The sequence below is a fragment of the Kribbella antiqua genome (genome assembly GCF_004345665.1).
GTDB classification, from domain to species: Bacteria; Actinomycetota; Actinomycetes; order Propionibacteriales; family Kribbellaceae; genus Kribbella; species Kribbella antiqua.
The window spans coordinates 1,166,430-1,184,219 of sequence record NZ_SLWR01000001.1; the positions used below are offsets into that span (position 1 = coordinate 1,166,430).

Consider the following 17,790-nt stretch of genomic DNA (forward strand, 5'->3'; position numbering starts at 1 on the left):
CACCACGACGCACGACAGCGTGCTTGAGGGCTCGCACTGCCGGACCCCTCGGTACCGGCGTCGACGACGGCTGCTCAGGCTGAGGTGATGGTGGTGATGCGCCAGCTTGGGGTGGAGGGCGTGGTGCTCAGGGTGATGAGTCGGGTGGTGGCGGTGCCCGGCGGAAGTGGAGTTCGGTTGCCGTTGCGGTCGACTACCTCACCGCCGACGAGGTGATCGACTGTGCGAAGCGTGATGCTGCTCGCAGTGCGGCGCTCGATGGTCGTCGTCTCGATGCGAATCCGGAGGCCGTGCACCCGGACCTGTTGCCGGCGGTACGCCGCGACGAGCTCACGGTCCGCGGACCACGGCGCGCTCCCGGGCACGTAGATCCTGTCGAGCACACCGACATCGAGCGTCCAAAAAGCCTGTGCCCGTTGAGCATCCAGTGCCTGCAAAGTCCGCACCCACTCCTCCACCCCAGCCGAACCTTCCCCACCCGGAGTCCCCACGCCCGCGCTCGGCGTTCCCACTCCTGGCCCCCCGGTTGTTCCCGCGCCCGGCGTACGCGTGGTCGGAGCTTCGGCGGTCGGGCTGTGAGTGCTGAGGTTCTGGGCGGTCGGGTCAGCGGTCTCCGTGCGAGCTGGTGTCGCACCGGTGGATTGGTCGACGGCGGCCGCTTGGTTCACTGGGTCGTCGAGGGCACCGACCGCCACCAGGCCAACCACCAGCACAATCACCGCCGCAGCTCCGGCCGCAACCAGTACGCCGTACGCGGGGTGCCCGAACCTCCGCCCCCACCCACCTACCCGCGCCGAACCCCCAGCCCGCCCCGACTCTCGCCGCGACATGCCCCACCCATCCCTCCGCGACGAAATCCCCAGGCCCAACGACCCTCGCCGCGACAGTCTCCACCACCTGCTCGCCCCCGACGACGACCCCACGTCCGCCGACCCTCGCCGCGACAAGCTCCACCATCTGCTCGTCCCCGACGATGGCCCCGGGTCTGCCGGCTCTCGCTGGAACAGGGTCCGCCCTCCCGGCCGCGTGGATGAGCCGGGGTCTGTCGGCTCTCGCCACGACAGGCCCCACCCTTGGGCTTGCGACGATGATCCGGAGCCCGCTGGCTCTTGCTGCGATGGGCCTTGCCCGCTGGTCTGCGACGGCGACCCCGGGTGGGCTAGCTCCCGCTGCGTTGTGCTCCACCCGCTTGTCCGCGATGAAGACGACGCCCGGGCCTGCCTTCGTCGGGACAGCTTCCACATGAGGCTGCCCCGGCGACTCCGTCGGCGTCTGGAGCTCGGTTGGCCCCAGACCATGCGATCGCTTGCGGCTGCCCAGCCGCTGCGGGCGGGCTCGGCGGACGGCGGCGGGGAGTCCGATTGAGGTGGGGCGGTGCTCGATGCGGTCGCGACGAGTGTCGGGGTGGAGTCGAGCACATGAAGCTGCGCCTCCGGCTCCTGGCCGGTCGGGCGCGGGTCGGCGCCGAAGTCGATGGTGACTTCGCCTGACGAGTCGATGGTGATTTCGGGTCGCGAGGCGGGAGTGGCCGCTGGCGAGGTGGGGGTGGTGGCTGGCGAGGTGGGAGTGGTGGCTGGCGGGCTGAAGGATGTGGGCCTGGGGGTGAGGCGATCCAGTGGGTTGATGGGAGGCGTGGATGTACGGCGGGTGAGTTTGGCGCGGAGGGATTGGCGGCGCGGCTTGGGCTTGGTGGGCTTGCGGATCGGTTTCGGTGGGGGTGGAGGCGACAGGGTGTTTGCTTGCGGAGTTTCTGCGGGTGCCGGGTCCTTCGGGGCGGGGGCGAGCGGGCCGCGGGAGCGTTGTTGTGGATCGTCGGTGGTCGGCCTGGGCTTGGCGCGCGGACGAGTCGGCGGCGTACCTACGCCACCGGCGGCTGACCCCACCGCCCCAGATACGCCATCAGCTGGGTCGACCAACCCGGATGCCTCGTCGGCTGAACCAAGCGGCCCGGACGTGGCGTCGGCTGCGGCCGGAGCAGAAGCTGTGTCAGCGGTTCCAGCAGACTCCGGCGCGGCGTCGGTTGTAGCCGACCCCGGTGCGGCGTCGGTTGTAGCTGAGCCAGCGGCGGCACCGGTCGTAGCCGAGCCAGCAGCGGCACCGGACGTAACCGAGCCAGCAGCGGCACCGGACGTAACCGAGCCAGCAGCGGCACCGGACGTAACCGAGCCAGCAGCGGCACCGGACGAGCCAGCGGCGGCACCGGACGTAACCGAGCCAGCAGCGGCACCGGACGAGCCAGCGGCGGCACCGGACGTAACCGAGCCTGGGGCGGCGTCGGTCGTAGCCGAGTCTGGGGCGGCGTCGGCTGTGGCAGAGGGTGTGGCGGTGTCGGCTGAGGTGGGGCTGGATGTATTGGTCGGCGGGTCTTTTGTGAAGGCGAGGTTGATTGGGGTGGGGTCGGCGAGGGTCAGGAGGTGGCGGGATAGGCCTTTGGTGGTGGTGAACACGTCCGGGGCGAAGACGGAGGGATGGCCGCCGGATTGGTGGGCGAGGGTGCCGAGCGAGGTCAGGTCGTCGGCGGGGGTTGCGGATTGGTTGTAGAGGGCGGTGTCGGTCAGGACCGGGCGGCCGTCGGCGTCGAACATGACGTTGTCGGGGGTGACGCGGCCGTGGGTCAGGCCGCTGCGGTGGAGGTAGTCGAGGGCGTCCGCGAGAGGGCTCAGCAGGGTGACGAGCTCGCCGGGGGTGAGGGGGCCGCGGCGGTCTAGGAGGCCGCTGAGGGTTCCGGCGATGATGTGCTGGCTGAACAGGAGCCATTCGGTTCCGCTCTCGCGGATCTCGAGGAGGCGGGCGAGGTGGGGATGGTCGATGCGTTGCAGGACGGTGAGGTTTTCACGGAGCTCCTCGGTCAGTGGAATCGCGGCGGTGGGGACGCGTTTGAGCACGGCGTTGCGGCCGGAAGCGCGATTCCGGACCAGCCAGACGGTGCCGGCCGATCCGGACCCGAGCCTCCGGCGCAGGCTGTAGCCGGCGATGTCTTCGAGTGCCATGCCTTAAAGGTGCACGAATCGCCGCCTGCCCCGCGGAAGTTATCCACAGCCCCGGCGGTGCGACGGTCTGCGGATGACGTCGTACGGCAGCCTGTGGATGGCGGCGTACGGCGGGAAACGTGGCGGCATAGACTCGAGGGTGTGAGGGCTATCAGGTATGTGGAGGCCGGGTTCGGTGCCGGCGCGGTGGATTACGAGGCCGCGTGGGCCGAGCAGCGGCGCCTGCACGCGGAAGTTGCCGAGGGCACCGGTTCGGACACGGTCATCCTGCTCGAGCATCCGCCGGTGTACACGGCGGGCAAGCGGACCGAGCCGCATGAGCGGCCGCTGGACGGGACGCCGGTGGTCGACGTCGACCGCGGCGGGAAGATCACCTGGCACGGCCCGGGGCAACTCGTCGGGTATCCGATCGTCAAGCTGGCCTCACATGTGTACGTCGTGGACTACGTCCGGCGGCTGGAGGAGGCGCTGATCTCGGTCTGTGCCGAGCTCGGGGTGAAGACCGGGCGGGTCAAGGGGCGCAGCGGCGTCTGGGTGGCGGCGGATGACCGCGGCCGGGAGCGGAAGATCGCGGCGATCGGGATCCGGGTGGCGCAGGGCGTGACCATGCACGGGTTCGCGCTGAACTGCGACAACGACCTGGCCTGGTTCGACCGGATCGTGCCGTGCGGGATCTCCGACGCGGACGTGACCACGCTGTCGCGCGAACTCGGCCGGGATGTGGCGGTGACAGAGGTGCTCGAGCCGGTACGGCGGCACCTCGATCGGCTGCTGGCTTGGGAAGAGTACGAGCGGTCGCCAGACATCGGGCACGAGGAGTCGCCGACGGCTATCACCTATGGACTGACTGTCTGAGGTCCGCCGTTGTCGATGCAGGCAGGAAGCGTTTGCCCTTTGGGGTGTTGCGAAGTGTCTGCGGGGTGTGTGGCGGAAACGTCGCTACCTTGGTGGTGTGTCCAAGTTTCTAGGGTTCTTGCTCGGGGTAGCCGTCGCGCTGGCCGGGCCGGCCGTGTTCGGTGTGATGGCGGCGCCGGGCGGCATCGAGCTGAATGCGAAGGGGATGGCGCTTGCCTACGGCATCGGCGCGCTGATCTTCTGGACCGTGGTGTCGTACTTCTCCGGCGCCGGCGCGCTCGGTGCCTTTGTGGCCTTCGGCACCCTCATCTACTGCTGGCACTGGATCCCGAACCGGACGACGAACTTCCTGAACGACGTCCCCGGCGTGACCACCGGGATGATCGACGGGTCGAAGCAGTACACGCTGAACGGCGTCGTACCGATTCTGACCGTGATCTCCCTGGTCTATGCGATCCAGTTGATCGTGCGGAGTGTGCAGACCCGGCGGCGGGAGCGCACGGAGGCGGAGCGGCTGCAGCGCGAGCAGGAGGCGGCGCAGGCGCAGCAGGAGGCGGATGCCGCGGCCCTGTACCCGGTTGCCGGTAGCACCTATCCGGCGAGTGGCCAGTACGGCGGTTCGTTCGGGAACAGCAGCCGGTACGACGATCTGTTCGACGACGAGGAGCCGACACCGATGCCGCCGCGGAGTCAGGCGGACGAGCAGACGGCGATGTTCCCGACGTCCGGGCCGGACCAGACCGCGCAGTTCCCGGCCGCGGGTGACGATGCCGAGGGCAACGATGAGACAGTCTTGGTGCCGAGCGATCGCGATGAGACCACCCAGGTGCCCGTTGCCGACGAGCCGGAGGAGGAGCAGACAGTCGTAGCACCCGCTCCGGCTTCCGCACCCGTGGCGGAGGATGCGGGTCAGCCGCAGTCTCAGGAGCCCAAGGCAGCTCAGCAAGAGAAGCCGGACGGTGGGGCCGCCACACCGCAGGCGTCGGTCGCCGCGCCGGCGGACCCCAAGCCGCAGGTCACCCCAGCGGCCGCGGGTGCAACCGCAGCGGGGGTAGCAGCCGCCGCCGGTGGAGTAGCCGCCGAGACGATGCACCAGGTTGCGCCGGAGCCTCACCCGGCGGAGCAGGTCGCAGCGGAACCACAGTCGCAACCAGACCAGCAGGTCACGCCGCAGGCGGAGCCCGAGCACACTCAGCCCGTCGCGACGCAGCCGCAACCCACGCAGCAGGTCACGCCGGAGCAGGTGGAGGCGGAGCAGGTGCAGGCGGAGCCCGAGCAGGCGCAGCCCGAGGTGAAGGAGTCGCCGAGTGCGGAGGGCGCGCAAGGCGTGAGCGAGCAGGCGGCGCAGGGTGAGGTGAAGCCGTCTTTAACAGCTGAGCCGGAGCCGACGGTTCCGGTGTCTGAGGTGATGGAGCCGGCCAAGGTGAGCCAGCCGGTGTCTGAGGTGATGGAGCCGACTGCGGTGAGCCAGCCGGCGACAGTCATGCGGGAGCAGATGGGGCAGCAGTATCGGGAGCGGATGGAGGACCCTGAGGACACCGGGGAGCTCTACCTCAGTGCGTTCGAGACGCAGCCGATGCCCCGCCCCGCCGGAGCGTAGATCCCGACAACGAAAAGCCCGCGCCACCGGAGCGTAACGACGAAAAGCCCGGCCGGAGCCTGTCCAACAGGCACCCGGCCGGGCTTTCCCCTGAACATGATCACGCCACATGCATGCGGTGGGTCTCTCGCCGAGCGTGCTCGGTGAAGGCTTCGTCGTACGCCGCGGTCGCCATCTGAAGCACGTCAGGCGCCATCTGGGCGCGGGGCGATTCGGTGCTCCACGCCAGCAGCAGGCGGCGGTGGATGGGGTCGCCGGCCAGGGTGCGGGTGGTGACGTCGGTGGAGAGCATCCGGTACGACGTCGGTGAGATCAGCGCGACGCCCTGACCGCTCGTCACGAAGCCCATCAGCACCGAGGTGTCCACCGAGTGGTGCTCCACCTTCGGCTGGAACCCGGCCTGCTCGCACGCCGACCGGAAGAGCACGTGGAACCCGCTGTCGTCCGGCGGTTCCCCGATCCACTCCTCCCCCGACAACGCGGACAGCTCGATCTCGCCGCGGACTCGGGTCGCCACCGCCAATGGGTGGTCCGACGCCATCACGACGTACGCCGACTCCCGCTCGACCACGGTGCATGCTTCGACCCCGCTGGGCAGCCGCAGCTCGAACCCGGGGAACTCCCGCAACAGCGCGAAGTCGAGCCGCCCGCTCTCCAGCTGCTGCAACAGCACGCTGGTGGACCACTCGACCTCGATGCTCACCTGCTCGATCTCGCCGTGCTCGCGCAACCGCGAAGCGATCCCCGACATCGGCGCGGTCGGGAACCCGCCGAGCCGTACGGCGCTCGACTCGACCGCCGTCATAGCGGACACGGTTGCGGACAGGTGGTCCACGTCGACCAGGATCGCCCGGGCCCGGTCGACGGCGTACCGGCCGAGAGCTGTCGGGGTGACGCCGGTGCGGGAGCGCTCGAACAGCTCACCGCCGAACGCCGACTCGATCCGCTTGAGCTGCGCGGTCAGGCTGGGCTGGCTCACCTTCAGCCAGCGGGCCGCCCGTCCGACGGAACCCGCCTCAGCCACCAAGACGACCACCCGCAAGTGGCGCAGCTCGACGTTCATGCCCTGAGACCGTAGTCGAGGTCGAGGCGCAGCACACAGTTATCAACCATTGCGGTTTCGTCACAGCCCCCGCAATTCTTGTAACGCTGACCAGGGCCTCAACGATAGGTCATGCCCGCAGTGCCTCGCGATAGCTGAGCCGCCGCCCGGTCTGCAGCAGCGTCCGCTCGTAGAGCCGGGCTCCGAGCCGGATGATCAGCACGGTTGCGGCGAGCAGGATCGCGATCGCCAGCAGCGGCTGCCAGACCGGCACCTTCTCGGTCAGCATCCGCCCCGGCATCGCCATCGACGACGCGATCGGTACGAACGAGGCCACCGTCTTGGCCGACGACCCCGCGAACACCGAGAAGAAGAACGGGATCATCAGGATCATCTGCCCCGGCAGCGTGGTCGACCCGAGGTCCTCCTGCCGCGTCGCCAGCGAACCCGCGACCGCCCACAGCCCGGCCAGCGCGACGAACCCGAGCACGAAGAAGACCACGAACCACCCGGCCACCGGCGCGATCACGGAAAGGATGGCGAGCTGATCGGTCGCGGCCAGCCCGACCATCGAGGCACCCGCGATCACCACGATCTGCCCCAGCGCCAGCGCGGTGTTGCCGAGCACCTTCCCCCACAGCAGCGACCGGATCGGCACCGCGGCGGCGAGGATCTCGACGACCCGGCTCTCTTTCTCCTGTACGACGCTCTGCGCGATCATCATGCCGAAGCCGAGCGCGGTCATGTAGAACACCAGCGCCAGCCCGATGTTGACGAAGTCGGCGACGATGTCGGGCAACGGCCCCGGCTTCAGCAGCTCCAGCTTCACCGATGTCCCGGCATGCAGCTCCGACGGCGACAGACCGGCCCGCGCCGCGTTCGTCTCCATCCCGAGGGTCGCCGCGGCCTCCCGTAATGCTCCCTCGAGCCCGGAATCGACCCGGTCCTTGCCGAGTACGACGTACCCGTCGTCCCCCGGCAGCAGAGCCGCCTTCACCTCTCCCTCGGCCACGAGAGCCGACGCCGATGCCCGGTCCGCCGTACGGACGGCCTCGAAACCGTCATCGTGACGCGCTTGCTGGACGATCTTCGCGCCGGCGTCGTCCACCACCGCGATCTTGTCCGGGCCTCCGCTACCCGCCAGGAGCGCCGGCACGATCACCGCCACCAGGACGAGGAGCAGCATCACCGCGGTCGAGCCGATGAACGTCTTGTCCCGCAGCTTGGTGCTGATCTCGCGCTCGGCGATCAGCACCCACGGACGATCCAGGGTCCGGTCGTTCATCGGGTCGCCTCCCGGAAGACGTCGCTCAGCGCCACCCGCTCCGGCCCGAACTCGAGCACCCGCCCGCGCCCAACGGCCTGCTCCAAGACGCTTTGCTCCACGGCAGCGTCCTCGACGTCGAAGAGCGCCGTACCGCCGGCCACGTCGCGCACCCGGATCCCCTCGACATCACGCAACCAGCCCGCGTCGCCGTCCACCACCAGCCGGTACGTCATCGTCGGCCCGGCGGCAAGTTCCGCAACGGGGCCTGCGGCAACCACTTTTCCTCTGGACAGTACGACGAGGTCGTCGCAGAGCCGCTCGACCAAGTCCAGCTGGTGGCTCGAGAACAGCACCGGCACCTCCGGTGTCACCTCTTCACGCAGCAGGTCCACCATCGCGTCGACGGCCAGCGGGTCGAGACCGCTGAACGGCTCGTCCAGTACGAGCGCGCTCGGCTCGTGCACCAGCGCCGCCGCGATCTGTACCCGCTGCTGGTTTCCGAGCGACAGCGTCTCCAGTACGTCGGTCGCACGCTCAGCGAGGCCGAGTCGCTCGAGCAGCTTGTCCGTCCGCTCGGCCGCTCTCAGCGGTTCCAGCCCGTGCAGCCTGCCGAAAAACACCAGCTGGTCGCGGATCTTCATCTTCGGGTACAGCCCGCGCTCCTCCGGCATATAGCCGAAGTCCCGCCGTACGTCCTGAGTCAGCGGCCGGTCGTTCCAGCACACCTCACCCGCGGTCGCCGCCAGCACGCCGAGGATGATCCGCATCGCGGTCGTCTTCCCGGCCCCGTTGGCCCCGACGAACCCGGTCATCCGCCCCGGCACGACGTCGAAACTCACGTCGTCCAGCGCCAGCTGTTCCCCGAACCGCCGAGTCAGCCCAGCCACGCTCAGCATCCGTCACCGTTCCTCTACTACGTCAGCCCCCGCTGGACGCCCGCCCAGCCACTCCACCCGGGAGTGGTTCAAACCTAGTGATCCCCGCCCCAGCCGCACGTCGGTCCCACGGGTGATCACCGCCGTCATCCGCACGACGGACTGACCACCGCCGCGATCGACTGGGGAGTCTGACCTGTCGATTCAGGTGGGTAGGGCTCCCCAAACCCGCGGGGGCGTGGGCGTGGGGCCGCCAGGCGGGCCAGAGGCGGGCGGGGTGGGGCGGGGCGGGGTCAGGCGGAGGTGTCGTCGCCGGGGGTGACCAGGCCGCATTCGTAGGCGAAGACGACGGCTTGGACGCGGTCGCGGAGGCCCAGCTTGAGGAGGACGCGGGAGACGTGGGTCTTGACCGTGGCCTCGCCGACGTGGAGCTGGTTGGCGATCTCGGTGTTGGTCAGGCCGCGGGCGATCAGGCCGAGGACCTCGCGCTCGCGGTCGGTGAGCTCGGCCAGCAGGTCGGGGCGGTAGACGCGTTCGCCGCCGCCGGTGAAGCGCTTGATGACGCGGCGGGTCACCTCGGGCGCGAGCAGCGCGTGGCCGGAGTGGACCACCTGAATGGCGTCGACCAGGTCCTCTGGTGCGGTGTTCTTCAGCAGGAAGCCGCTCGCGCCCGCGCCGAGCGACTCGAACAGGTAGTCGTCACGGTCGAACGTGGTCAGGATGACGACCTTGCCGGCGTCCGCGGCGACGATCCGCTGGGTCGCGGTGATCCCGTCCATGCCGGGCATCTGGACATCCATCAGTACGACGTCCGGCCGCAGCGCCTCGGCGAGTTCGATCGCCTTCTCACCGTCCGAGGCCTCGCCGACCACCTCGATGTCGGGCTCGACCGACAGGATCATCCGGAAGCCGGCACGCACGAGATCCTGATCGTCCACCAACAGGACCCGCATCGGCTCACTCATTGGCGTCCTCGCTTCGCTCCGGGCGCCAATGAGGCACAAGTCACACTGTGTTTGATGGTGAACTCGCTTCGCTCCTTCACGGTTTCTCCTTCACCAGCGGGCGGTTCTGGGGGTCGAGCGGGATCCGGACGCGAACGCGGAAGCCACCGACCGGGCGGGGCCCGATCTCGCTCTCGCCGCCGAGCAGGCCGACCCTCTCACGGATCCCGACATGCCCGAGCCGGCTCCCGACCGGCGCGTGCTTCGGCCGGCCGTCGTCGAGTACCTCGAGCTCGACGGAATCGCCGAGGTAGCGCAGGGTGATGTGAGCGCTGCGAGCCGTCGAATGGCGTCGTACGTTCGTCAGAGCTTCCTGGGCGATCCGGTAGACCGACACCGAGACGGTCTCCGGCAGCTGGACCGGCTGGCCGATCTGGTGGAAGCCCACCGACAGGCCTTCACCGTTCACGTCCGCGATCAGCGCGGGCAGCCGGTCTGCGCCGGCCTGTGGCGCCTTTGGGTCCGGAGCGGCGACGTCGAGGTCGGGATCCGCCGCGCGGAGCATGCCGAGCAGCTGGCGCATCTCGTTCACGGCGGTCCGGCTGGAGTTCTCGATGACGGCCAGTGCACTCTTGGCGGCCTCCGGGTCGGTCTCCATCACCCGGCGGGCGCCGCCGGCCTGGACGCCGATGCTGCTGATGTGGTGCGCGACGACGTCGTGGAGCTCACGCGAGATCCGCAGCCGCTCGTCGATCACCGCGCGGTGGGCGTTCGCCTGCTGCTGCGCGGCCAACTCGACCGCCTGCTGCTCCAGCTCGTGCTTCTGCCGCGCGATCCCCCAGGCCGTCCGGCCCCAGAAATAGGCACCGAAGAAATAGAGCACGTTCAGCGCGAGCGCCAGTACGACGCCTGAGACGTATGGCGACAGGAGGCCGTCGTTCAGCCCTTTGTACTGGTCGTTCGCCACGGCGCGGACGAAGCCGATCACCAGCCAGCTGAACATCGCGACGAAGACCACACTGACGGCCGCCTTCATCAGCCGCCGGTCCCGCGCCCAGGCGACCGCGGCGTAGATCGCCATGAACTGCGACGCCTGGATGACCAGGTTGCCGGCGAACGCGAAGCTTGCCCGCTCCCCGGTGACGATGAACAGCACCGAGTTGACCAGCAGCACCGGGATCGGCCAGCGGCGCCGGAAACAGAGCGGCAGCGCGACCGCCGCGCTCAGCACGTACGGCTCGATCCCACCGATGCCGAGGTCGACCCGGTCCGGGGCGACGCCGCGGGCCAGCTCGGTCGCGAACACTCCGGCCACGGCCATCCCCAGCCCGAGCAGGACGTCATTCCGGCGCTGCCGCGCGGTCGGCCCCGGCCGCACCCAGCCCCGCACAGTGGTCCCCGTCGCGGGCGGGGTGCCAGGTTCGGCGTCGGCGGACGCCGTACCCAGTTCGACCTTGGACATGTCTCAGGAGCCTACGGGCTGATAGGCCCTGTCGGTGGAACGCGTAGGCTGGGGGGCGTGACGATCGCCCCAGAAGGACGGAAACTACTCAGGCTCGAGGTGCGCAACGCGGAGACCCCGATCGAGCGCAAACCCGAGTGGATCAAGACCCGGGCGAAGATGGGCCCGGAATACACGAAGCTGCAGCAGCTGGTGAAATCCGAGCAGCTGCACACGGTGTGTCAGGAAGCCGGCTGCCCGAACATCTTCGAATGCTGGGAAGACCGCGAGGCGACCTTTCTGATCGGCGGCGACCAGTGCACCCGGCGCTGCGACTTCTGCCAGATCGACACCGGCAAGCCGGAGGCGCTGGACCGTGACGAGCCGCGCCGCGTGGCCGAGTCGGTCCGGACTATGGGCCTGCGGTACGCGACCGTCACCGGAGTGGCCCGCGACGACCTCGAGGATGGCGGCGCCTGGCTGTACGCCGAGACGATCCGGCAGATCCACGAGCTCAACCCCGGCACCGGGGTGGAAATGCTGGCGCCCGACTTCAACGCCGTACCGGAGCAGCTGGCCGAGGTGTTCTCGTCCCGGCCCGAGGTGTTCGCGCACAACGTCGAGACGGTGCCGCGGATCTTCCGCCGGATCCGGCCCGGCTTCCGCTACGACCGGTCCCTGAACGTGATCACCCAGGCCCGCGACTACGGCCTGGTCACCAAGTCGAACCTGATCCTCGGCATGGGCGAGACCCGCGACGAGGTCAGCCAGGCGCTCCGCGACCTGCACGGCGCCGGCTGCGAGATCATCACCATCACCCAGTACTTGCGCCCGTCGGTCCGGCACCACCCGGTCGAGCGCTGGGTGAAGCCGGAAGAGTTCGTCGAACTGAAGGACGAGGCCGAGGAGATCGGTTTCGCCGGTGTCATGTCCGGGCCACTCGTGCGTTCGTCGTACCGGGCCGGTCGGCTGTACCGTCAGGCTGTGGAGTCGCGCACCGCGACTCAGGTGAGTTGAGAACAACAGGACATAGGTGAGATGGCCAAGAACGACGCGCCCGCGGAGAAGACCAGTAGGCTCAAGCAGATCAGGTCGGCGTACCAGCTGACCAAGAAGTCCGACCCCACGGTCGGGCTGGTGCTCGCCGGGATCTTCCTCGGCTTCGTCGCCGTGTCCGCTCTGGGCGGCTGGCTGATCGGGCCGCTGCTGGTCTGGATTCCGCTGGGTGTCGCGGCCGGGTTCCTGGTCGCCACGATCGTCTTCGGCCGCAAGGTGGAGAAGGCGGCGTACAGCCAGATCGAGGGGCAGGCCGGCGCGGCCGCGTCCGCGCTGCAGACGCTGCGCCGCGGCTGGAACGTGACGCCCGCGGTCGCGGTCACCAAGAACGCCGACATCGTGCACCGGGTCGTCGGCCGGCCGGGCATCGTGCTGGTCGGCGAGGGACAGCCGAGCCGGGTGAAGAACCTGCTGGCCGCCGAGGGCAAGAAGCACACCCGGGTGGCTGGTGGCGCCCCGGTGATCCAGATCGTCGCCGGTCAGGGCGAGGGCGAGATCGACATCCGCAAGCTGACCAAGCACGTGATGAAGCTGCCGGCCACGCTGCAGCCGTCCGAGATCACCGACCTGCTGCAGCGGCTGAAGGCGCTGGACGCCGTCCGGCCGCAGGTGCCGATGCCGAAGGGCCCGGTCCCGACCAGCCTCAAGGGCGCCCGTCAGGCCATGAAGGGCCGCTGAGCGTTCTCTCTGAGTGAAACGTCGGTAACCCGGCGCTGGCTCGGCAGTTGATCTGTTCGTGACGTGGCACGAGTGTGCCCTCGTGTCGCGCGGTGGGGCGGAGTCGCGGCCTTAAGGTGCGACCAGGACGGATCGAGGACACGAGGTTGACGACGATGACGGATCTTCTGCCGGCGCGGGTGCACCAGCCGGTGGCCAAGGCGTGGCCGACGCTGGCCCGCCCGCGCTCCAGCCCGGTCCGCCGGGCCGGCGCCGCGGCTGCGATCCGTCTGATCGCCAGGGACTTGCCGGCCACGATCCACTTGGACAGAAACCGGTCGTACGGCCTCGGCGGCCCGGCCATGCGCGTGCACCGGACGTCAGCCTTCCTGGACCGGCTCGGGCACGACGCCGGCTCCGGATTCGGCGAGGCGTATCTGGCCGGCGACTGGGATCCCGAGCCGGGGACGGACCTGGCCGACCTGCTGGTCCCCTTCGCCGAGCGGTTCAGCAACGACGAGACCCGGCACCTGCTGCCCAAGTGGGCCCAATCGCTGCGCTGGCTGGTGACTCGCTCACAGCCGGGCGACCAGGAGAACGACCGGGCCGGCGCCCGCGAGAACGTCAGCCGGCACTACGACCTGAGCAACGCGATGTTCTCCGAGTTCCTCGACCCCACGCTGACGTACTCGGCGGCGTACTTCGGCGGCGACCCCACCGCTGATCTGGCCACAGCGTCGTACGACGAACTGAACCAGGCGCAGCTGAACAAGCTGGACGCGATCCTCGATGCGGCCGGGGTCGTCTCGGGGTCACGGGTGCTCGACATCGGCTGCGGCTGGGCGAGTCTGGCGATCCGCGCGGCGCAGCGCGGTGCGTGGGTCACGGCCATCACGATCGCATCGCAGCAGGCGTTGCTGGCTCAGCGTCGTACGGCCGAGGCTGGGGTGAGTGACCGGGTCCAGGTGGCGCTGCGGGACTACCGGGATCAGATCGGCGAGTTCGACGCCGTACTGAGTGTGGAGATGATCGAGGCGGTCGGCGAGAAGTACTGGCCGGTCTACTTCGACGCGATCGAGCGGCGGCTCGCGCCGGGCGGGGTCGCGGTGGTGCAGGCGATCGTGATGCCGCACGAGCGGATGCTGGCGACCCGGAACACCTTCACCTGGGTGCAGAAGTACATCTTTCCCGGCGGCCTGATCCCGTCGATCAAGGTGATCGAGGACGTCACCGCCGAACACACCGGCCTGCGCACCGAGGTCCTCCGGCACCTCGGCCCGGACTACGCGCGCACGCTGCGGATCTGGCGCAACCGCTTCATCGAGCAGTGGCCCGCCATCGCCGACCTCGGCTTCGACGACACCTTCCGCCGCATGTGGGAGTTCTACCTCGCCTACTCCGAAGCCGGCTTCCGCACCCACTACCTGGACGACGTCCAACTCCGCCTCACCAAACGCTGACTCCAGTACGGCGTCAGCGGCGTACGACTACGGTGTTGGCGGCTCGGTCGTGGAGGCCCCGGCGGTCGCGGTCGTAGATAACGGCGGGGATGACCAGGCACAGGAGGAGCGCGCGAATGGTGCCGCTGAGCAGGCCGACCTGGGCGGCGTAGCCGGAGGTCGCTCCGGGGCGGAGCGTCATCACGCGGAGGCCGCAGAGGCGGTGGCCGATCGTCGCGCCGGCGAGACCGGTCAGGATGGCGGTGATCGCGAAGAAGGTGACCAACTGGGCGGTGTTGTAGTCATTGCCGCCGGCCCACATGGGCTTCGAGGTGACCGCGGACGCGACCAGCCCGGCGATCAGCCAGTCGACGAACAGCGCCAGGATGCGGCGGCCCCAGCCGGCGACCGATCCCGGACCGTCCTCGGGCAGTCCCAGCCGGTTGCCCGGGAACCGGAATTCTTCGGAGGGCCCTGTGCCGGGCTTTGCCGATGATGCCATGTTGGCTAGCCTACGGAAGCGGGCATGCCCGGCTCACAGCGGATCACAGCCGCTGAGATCTCAGGGCGTGACCGGCGTACACCAGTGGGTCAGCGCGGACACGCTGGGCGTAACATCCGCGAAACATCAGGGTCACGACCGAGTAATCGGCGGGCTCTACGTTCAGAACAATCTCTGAGCCACCCTAGGAGTACGTATGTTTTCCAGCGCGGAGGAGCTGCTCGCCTACGTCAAGGACGAAGGCATCGAAATCATCGATGTCCGGTTCTCTGACCTTCCGGGCATCATGCAGCACTTCACCGTCCCGGTGTCGTCGTTCGGTCCCGAGGTCTTCGAAGAAGGCCTGATGTTCGACGGTTCGTCGGTGCGCGGCTTCCAGCAGATCCACGAATCGGACATGAAGCTGCTGCCCGACCCGACCACCGCCTTCCTCGACACGTTCCGCGGGACGAAGACGCTGGCGATCAACTTCTTCGTGCACGACCCGCTCACCGGCGAGGCATACAGCCGCGACCCGCGCAACATCGCCCGGAAGGCTCAGGAGTACCTGAAGTCGACCGGTATCGCGGACACCGCGTTTTTCGCCCCGGAGGCCGAGTTCTACGTCTTCGACGACGTCCGGTTCGAGACCAAGCAGAACTCCGGCTACTACTCGATCGACTCCGTCGCCGGCGCCTGGAACACCGGCCGGGTCGAGGACGGCGGCAACCGCGGCTACAAGGTCCGCTACAAGGGTGGCTATTTCCCGGTCGCGCCGACCGACCACTTCGGCGACCTGCGTGACCAGATCACGCTGAACCTCGAGGCGGCCGGCCTGCTCGTCGAGCGCGCCCACCACGAGGTCGGTACGGCGGGTCAGGCGGAGATCAACTTCCGCTTCGACGAGCTGCTGAAGACGGCCGACAACCTGCAGAAGTTCAAGTACATCGTCAAGAACACCGCCTGGGCGGCCGGCAAGACCGCGACCTTCATGCCGAAGCCGATCTTCGGTGACAACGGCTCCGGTATGCACTGCCACCAGTCGCTGTTCTCGAACGGCGACGCGCTGTTCTACGACGAGGCCGGCTACGGCGGCCTGTCCGACGTCGCCCGCTGGTACATCGGCGGTCTGCTCAAGCACGCCCCGTCGCTGCTGGCCTTCACCAACCCGACGGTGAACTCCTACCACCGCCTGGTCCCGGGCTTCGAGGCGCCGGTCAACCTGGTCTACTCGCAGCGCAACCGGTCCGCCTGCATCCGGATCCCGATCACCGGGTCGAACCCGAAGGCGAAGCGGATCGAGTTCCGCTGCCCCGACCCGTCGGCGAACCCGTACCTGGCCTTCTCGGCCCAGCTGCTGGCCGGCCTGGACGGTATCCGGAACAAGATCGAGCCGGCCGACCCGGTCGACAAGGACCTCTACGAGCTGCCGCCGGAGGAGCACGCGGGCATCGCCCAGGTGCCGACCTCGCTGCCGGCCGTGATCGACTCCCTCGAGGCCGACCACGCCTTCCTGCTCGAGGGTGACGTCTTCACCGAGGACCTGATCGAGACCTGGATCGACCTCAAGCGCGAGCAGGAAATCGCCCCGATCCAGCTCCGCCCCCACCCGCACGAGTTCGAGCTCTACTACGACGTGTGAGCCGCGTAGCCCGCTGACACGCGGGTAGTGGCCGAAAACGGCGGCTGACCTGGGAAAACGTCCTTCCGACGTCTCTCATGGTTTGCCGCCGTTTTCCGGTGGTCTGTGTACCGGGTGTGTACTGCCCCAGCCCCTGACTTGAAGGCATTCCCTCCCGCGTTCGTCGTACCTGCTACGGACGGCCCTGCACGATCCTGGTTCGACGCCAGCATCGCCTACGCCCTCGAGCAAGCTCCCGGTGGCGGGGGGATTCGACGGACGAAGCTGCCCGAGATGCTGATCATCGAGGTGCTGCGCCTCTACCTGTCAACCGCGCCCGGGGCTGACCGGGGCTGGCTCGCGGCCGTGCGTGACCCGGTACTCGCCCCCGCGATGAAGGCTATCCACGGGCACCCTGGACGCAGGTGGACCGTCGAGGACCTCGCCAGGGAAACGGCGGTCTCGCGGTCATCGCTCGACGCTCGCTTCCGCGAGGTCCTTGGCCTATCGCCGATCCGCTACGTCAACGAGTGGCGCATGCGCGTCGCTCAGGACCTGCTCGCCACCACCGAAATGACGGTCGCCGCGATCGCGAGGCGCATCGAGTACGAGTCCGAGGAAGCGTTCAGCCGAGCGTTCAAGCAGGCCACTGCACAATCGCCCAGTGTTTGGCGGACAAGACGATCGGCTAGCCGGCCGTCCGTGTCCAGCTAGCCGCGGCTAGACGGTGCCAGCCCGATTGCCGCGCTATGGACACGCCGCGCGAACGGGCGGATGGTGATTGATGGGGTTTGGGCTGGGGCACCTAGGCCGGGGGACACGCCCTCGGTCTCATAGCACCAGGGGGTTCTGATGAAATTCAGTCGCGTTCGCCTGCTCGCCGCAGGGGTGGTACTCGTGGGGTCCGCTGTTCTCGTACCAGGGGCCTTCGCATCGGCCCCGTCCGGGTTCACCGCGACCACGCTCGTGACGGCAGACCTCGATCAGACGGTCAAGATCAACAGCGATCGGGTCAAGCTGCAGACCAAGGAGCCGACCGATGTCCGCGTCCAGCGGATCGTCATCGCGGCCGGCGGCTCAAGCGGCTGGCACCATCATCCGGGTGTGGTGATCATCGCCATCGACTCGGGTTCATTGACGTTCTGGGACTCCGAGTGCAACGCCACGACGTACGGGCCGGGACTTCCGAATGGCTCAGTGCTAACCGAAAGCGGCGACGAGCCGGGGCAGGTCACGAGCGTCAACGGGGGGACGTCCTACACGACCTTCATTGCGCCGAGCGCGGATCCGCCGGTCTTCCGGATCGAGGACAACCCGCCGCCGTGCGCGACCCGTGTGGGCTGAGTCGATCCCTACCGAAGCGCGGGGGATATCCGCGTCAAAGCGAGGTTGGAAACGTTTCACCAGGCTCTAGAGGACGTATCGTCGTCGCCCTAGACAACGATGCCGATGCCTCAGTATCCGGCTGACGAGACAGCAGATGTCGAGTAAATCAGGTGGATTACAGTGCTTTGAAAGAGCG

General features: G+C 68.6%; 15 protein-coding genes and 1 pseudogene. 8 read left to right on the top strand and 8 right to left on the bottom strand.

Translation table 11 applies throughout. The features are described 5' to 3' along the window. Positions 1-74: 74 nt before the first annotated feature. Together EV646_RS39870 and EV646_RS40910 are read right to left on the bottom strand one after the other, a co-directional pair. Complete coding sequence (locus EV646_RS39870; protein WP_241995318.1) at positions 75-830, bottom strand: hypothetical protein; 756 nt, start codon at positions 828-830, stop codon at positions 75-77. A gap of 1,755 nt (positions 831-2,585) precedes the next feature. Beyond that, a pseudogene (locus tag EV646_RS40910) lies at positions 2,586-2,990 on the bottom strand (protein kinase domain-containing protein); the annotation flags it as partial. A gap of 141 nt (positions 2,991-3,131) precedes the next feature. On the opposite strand from EV646_RS40910, the gene lipB reads away from it, so the two are divergent. Both lipB and EV646_RS05530 read left to right on the top strand, forming a co-directional pair. After that, positions 3,132-3,845, top strand: coding sequence for a lipoyl(octanoyl) transferase LipB (gene lipB / locus EV646_RS05525; RefSeq protein ID WP_199236791.1), 714 nt, complete (start codon positions 3,132-3,134; stop codon positions 3,843-3,845). A 97-nt stretch (positions 3,846-3,942) separates the two neighbouring features. Next, a complete protein-coding gene (locus EV646_RS05530; protein WP_132144470.1) occupies positions 3,943-5,445 on the top strand; it encodes an MGR2/ROMO1 family protein in 1,503 nt (500 codons plus the stop codon). A gap of 100 nt (positions 5,446-5,545) precedes the next feature. Here the strand turns inward: EV646_RS05530 and EV646_RS05535 are convergent, their stop codons facing one another. The 5 genes from EV646_RS05535 to EV646_RS05555 all read right to left on the bottom strand — a co-directional run bounded on the left by EV646_RS05535 (position 5,546) and on the right by EV646_RS05555 (position 11,035). Next, entirely contained in the window at positions 5,546-6,508 is a 963-nt protein-coding gene (locus tag EV646_RS05535) for a LysR family transcriptional regulator (RefSeq protein ID WP_132144472.1), read from the bottom strand. 109 nt (positions 6,509-6,617) lie between these two features. Beyond that, positions 6,618-7,772, bottom strand: coding sequence for an ABC transporter permease (locus EV646_RS05540; RefSeq protein ID WP_132144474.1), 1,155 nt, complete (start codon positions 7,770-7,772; stop codon positions 6,618-6,620). Further along, positions 7,769-8,650, bottom strand: coding sequence for an ABC transporter ATP-binding protein (locus tag EV646_RS05545; protein WP_132144476.1), 882 nt, complete (start codon positions 8,648-8,650; stop codon positions 7,769-7,771). Before EV646_RS05545 ends, EV646_RS05540 begins: the two co-directional genes overlap by 4 nt. Positions 8,651-8,922: 272 nt before the next feature. Then, a complete protein-coding gene (locus tag EV646_RS05550; protein WP_132144478.1) occupies positions 8,923-9,594 on the bottom strand; it encodes a response regulator in 672 nt (223 codons plus the stop codon). Positions 9,595-9,670: 76 nt separating this feature from the next. Further along, positions 9,671-11,035 carry a sensor histidine kinase gene (locus tag EV646_RS05555; protein WP_132144480.1) on the bottom strand — a complete coding sequence of 455 codons (1,365 nt, stop codon included), beginning with the start codon at positions 11,033-11,035 and terminating at the stop codon, positions 9,671-9,673. A 57-nt stretch (positions 11,036-11,092) separates the two neighbouring features. Here EV646_RS05555 and lipA point away from each other — a divergent pair, with 57 nt between their 5' ends. The 3 genes from lipA to EV646_RS05570 all read left to right on the top strand — a co-directional run bounded on the left by lipA (position 11,093) and on the right by EV646_RS05570 (position 14,187). Beyond that, entirely contained in the window at positions 11,093-12,031 is a 939-nt protein-coding gene (lipA, locus tag EV646_RS05560; RefSeq protein ID WP_132144482.1) for a lipoyl synthase, read from the top strand. Between the two features lie 21 nt (positions 12,032-12,052). Further along, positions 12,053-12,748 (top strand): DUF4191 domain-containing protein, encoded by a 696-nt coding sequence (locus EV646_RS05565; protein ID WP_132144484.1) that lies wholly within the window; start codon positions 12,053-12,055, stop codon positions 12,746-12,748. A 155-nt stretch (positions 12,749-12,903) separates the two neighbouring features. Next, a complete protein-coding gene (locus tag EV646_RS05570; protein WP_132144486.1) occupies positions 12,904-14,187 on the top strand; it encodes an SAM-dependent methyltransferase in 1,284 nt (427 codons plus the stop codon). A gap of 13 nt (positions 14,188-14,200) precedes the next feature. Here EV646_RS05570 and EV646_RS05575 read toward each other — a convergent pair whose 3' ends face one another. Next, positions 14,201-14,668, bottom strand: coding sequence for an RDD family protein (locus EV646_RS05575; RefSeq protein WP_132144488.1), 468 nt, complete (start codon positions 14,666-14,668; stop codon positions 14,201-14,203). A 196-nt stretch (positions 14,669-14,864) separates the two neighbouring features. Between EV646_RS05575 and glnA the strand changes: the two genes are divergently transcribed. The 3 genes from glnA (at position 14,865) to EV646_RS05590 (ending at position 17,612) form a co-directional block, all read left to right on the top strand. Then, positions 14,865-16,289, top strand: a complete 1,425-nt coding sequence (gene glnA / locus EV646_RS05580) for a type I glutamate--ammonia ligase (RefSeq protein WP_132144490.1) — start codon at positions 14,865-14,867, stop codon at positions 16,287-16,289. Positions 16,290-16,562: 273 nt separating this feature from the next. Next, the gene (locus EV646_RS05585; RefSeq protein WP_132144492.1) at positions 16,563-16,982 is read left to right on the top strand and encodes a helix-turn-helix domain-containing protein; all 420 of its coding nucleotides are present in this window, start codon (positions 16,563-16,565) and stop codon (positions 16,980-16,982) included. 138 nt (positions 16,983-17,120) lie between these two features. Next, on the top strand, positions 17,121-17,612 hold the full coding sequence (locus EV646_RS05590) for a cupin domain-containing protein (protein WP_132144494.1): 492 nt from the start codon (positions 17,121-17,123) through the stop codon (positions 17,610-17,612). Positions 17,613-17,790: the final 178 nt, after the last annotated feature.

Bases quoted from the DNA above. Each gene is read 5' to 3' on its own strand.
- EV646_RS39870 (WP_241995318.1), bottom strand. From the start codon at position 830: ATGTCGCGGCGAGAGTCGGGGCGGGCTGGGGGTTCGGCGCGGGTAGGT.
- EV646_RS05535 (WP_132144472.1), bottom strand. From the start codon at position 6,508: ATGAACGTCGAGCTGCGCCACTTGCGGGTGGTCGTCTTGGTGGCTGAG.
- EV646_RS05540 (WP_132144474.1), bottom strand. From the start codon at position 7,772: ATGAACGACCGGACCCTGGATCGTCCGTGGGTGCTGATCGCCGAGCGC.
- EV646_RS05545 (WP_132144476.1), bottom strand. From the start codon at position 8,650: ATGCTGAGCGTGGCTGGGCTGACTCGGCGGTTCGGGGAACAGCTGGCG.
- EV646_RS05550 (WP_132144478.1), bottom strand. From the start codon at position 9,594: ATGAGTGAGCCGATGCGGGTCCTGTTGGTGGACGATCAGGATCTCGTG.
- EV646_RS05555 (WP_132144480.1), bottom strand. From the start codon at position 11,035: ATGTCCAAGGTCGAACTGGGTACGGCGTCCGCCGACGCCGAACCTGGC.
- EV646_RS05565 (WP_132144484.1), top strand. From the start codon at position 12,053: ATGGCCAAGAACGACGCGCCCGCGGAGAAGACCAGTAGGCTCAAGCAG.
- EV646_RS05570 (WP_132144486.1), top strand. From the start codon at position 12,904: ATGACGGATCTTCTGCCGGCGCGGGTGCACCAGCCGGTGGCCAAGGCG.
- EV646_RS05575 (WP_132144488.1), bottom strand. From the start codon at position 14,668: ATGGCATCATCGGCAAAGCCCGGCACAGGGCCCTCCGAAGAATTCCGG.
- glnA (WP_132144490.1), top strand. From the start codon at position 14,865: ATGTTTTCCAGCGCGGAGGAGCTGCTCGCCTACGTCAAGGACGAAGGC.
- EV646_RS05585 (WP_132144492.1), top strand. From the start codon at position 16,563: ATGCTGATCATCGAGGTGCTGCGCCTCTACCTGTCAACCGCGCCCGGG.
- EV646_RS05590 (WP_132144494.1), top strand. From the start codon at position 17,121: ATGAAATTCAGTCGCGTTCGCCTGCTCGCCGCAGGGGTGGTACTCGTG.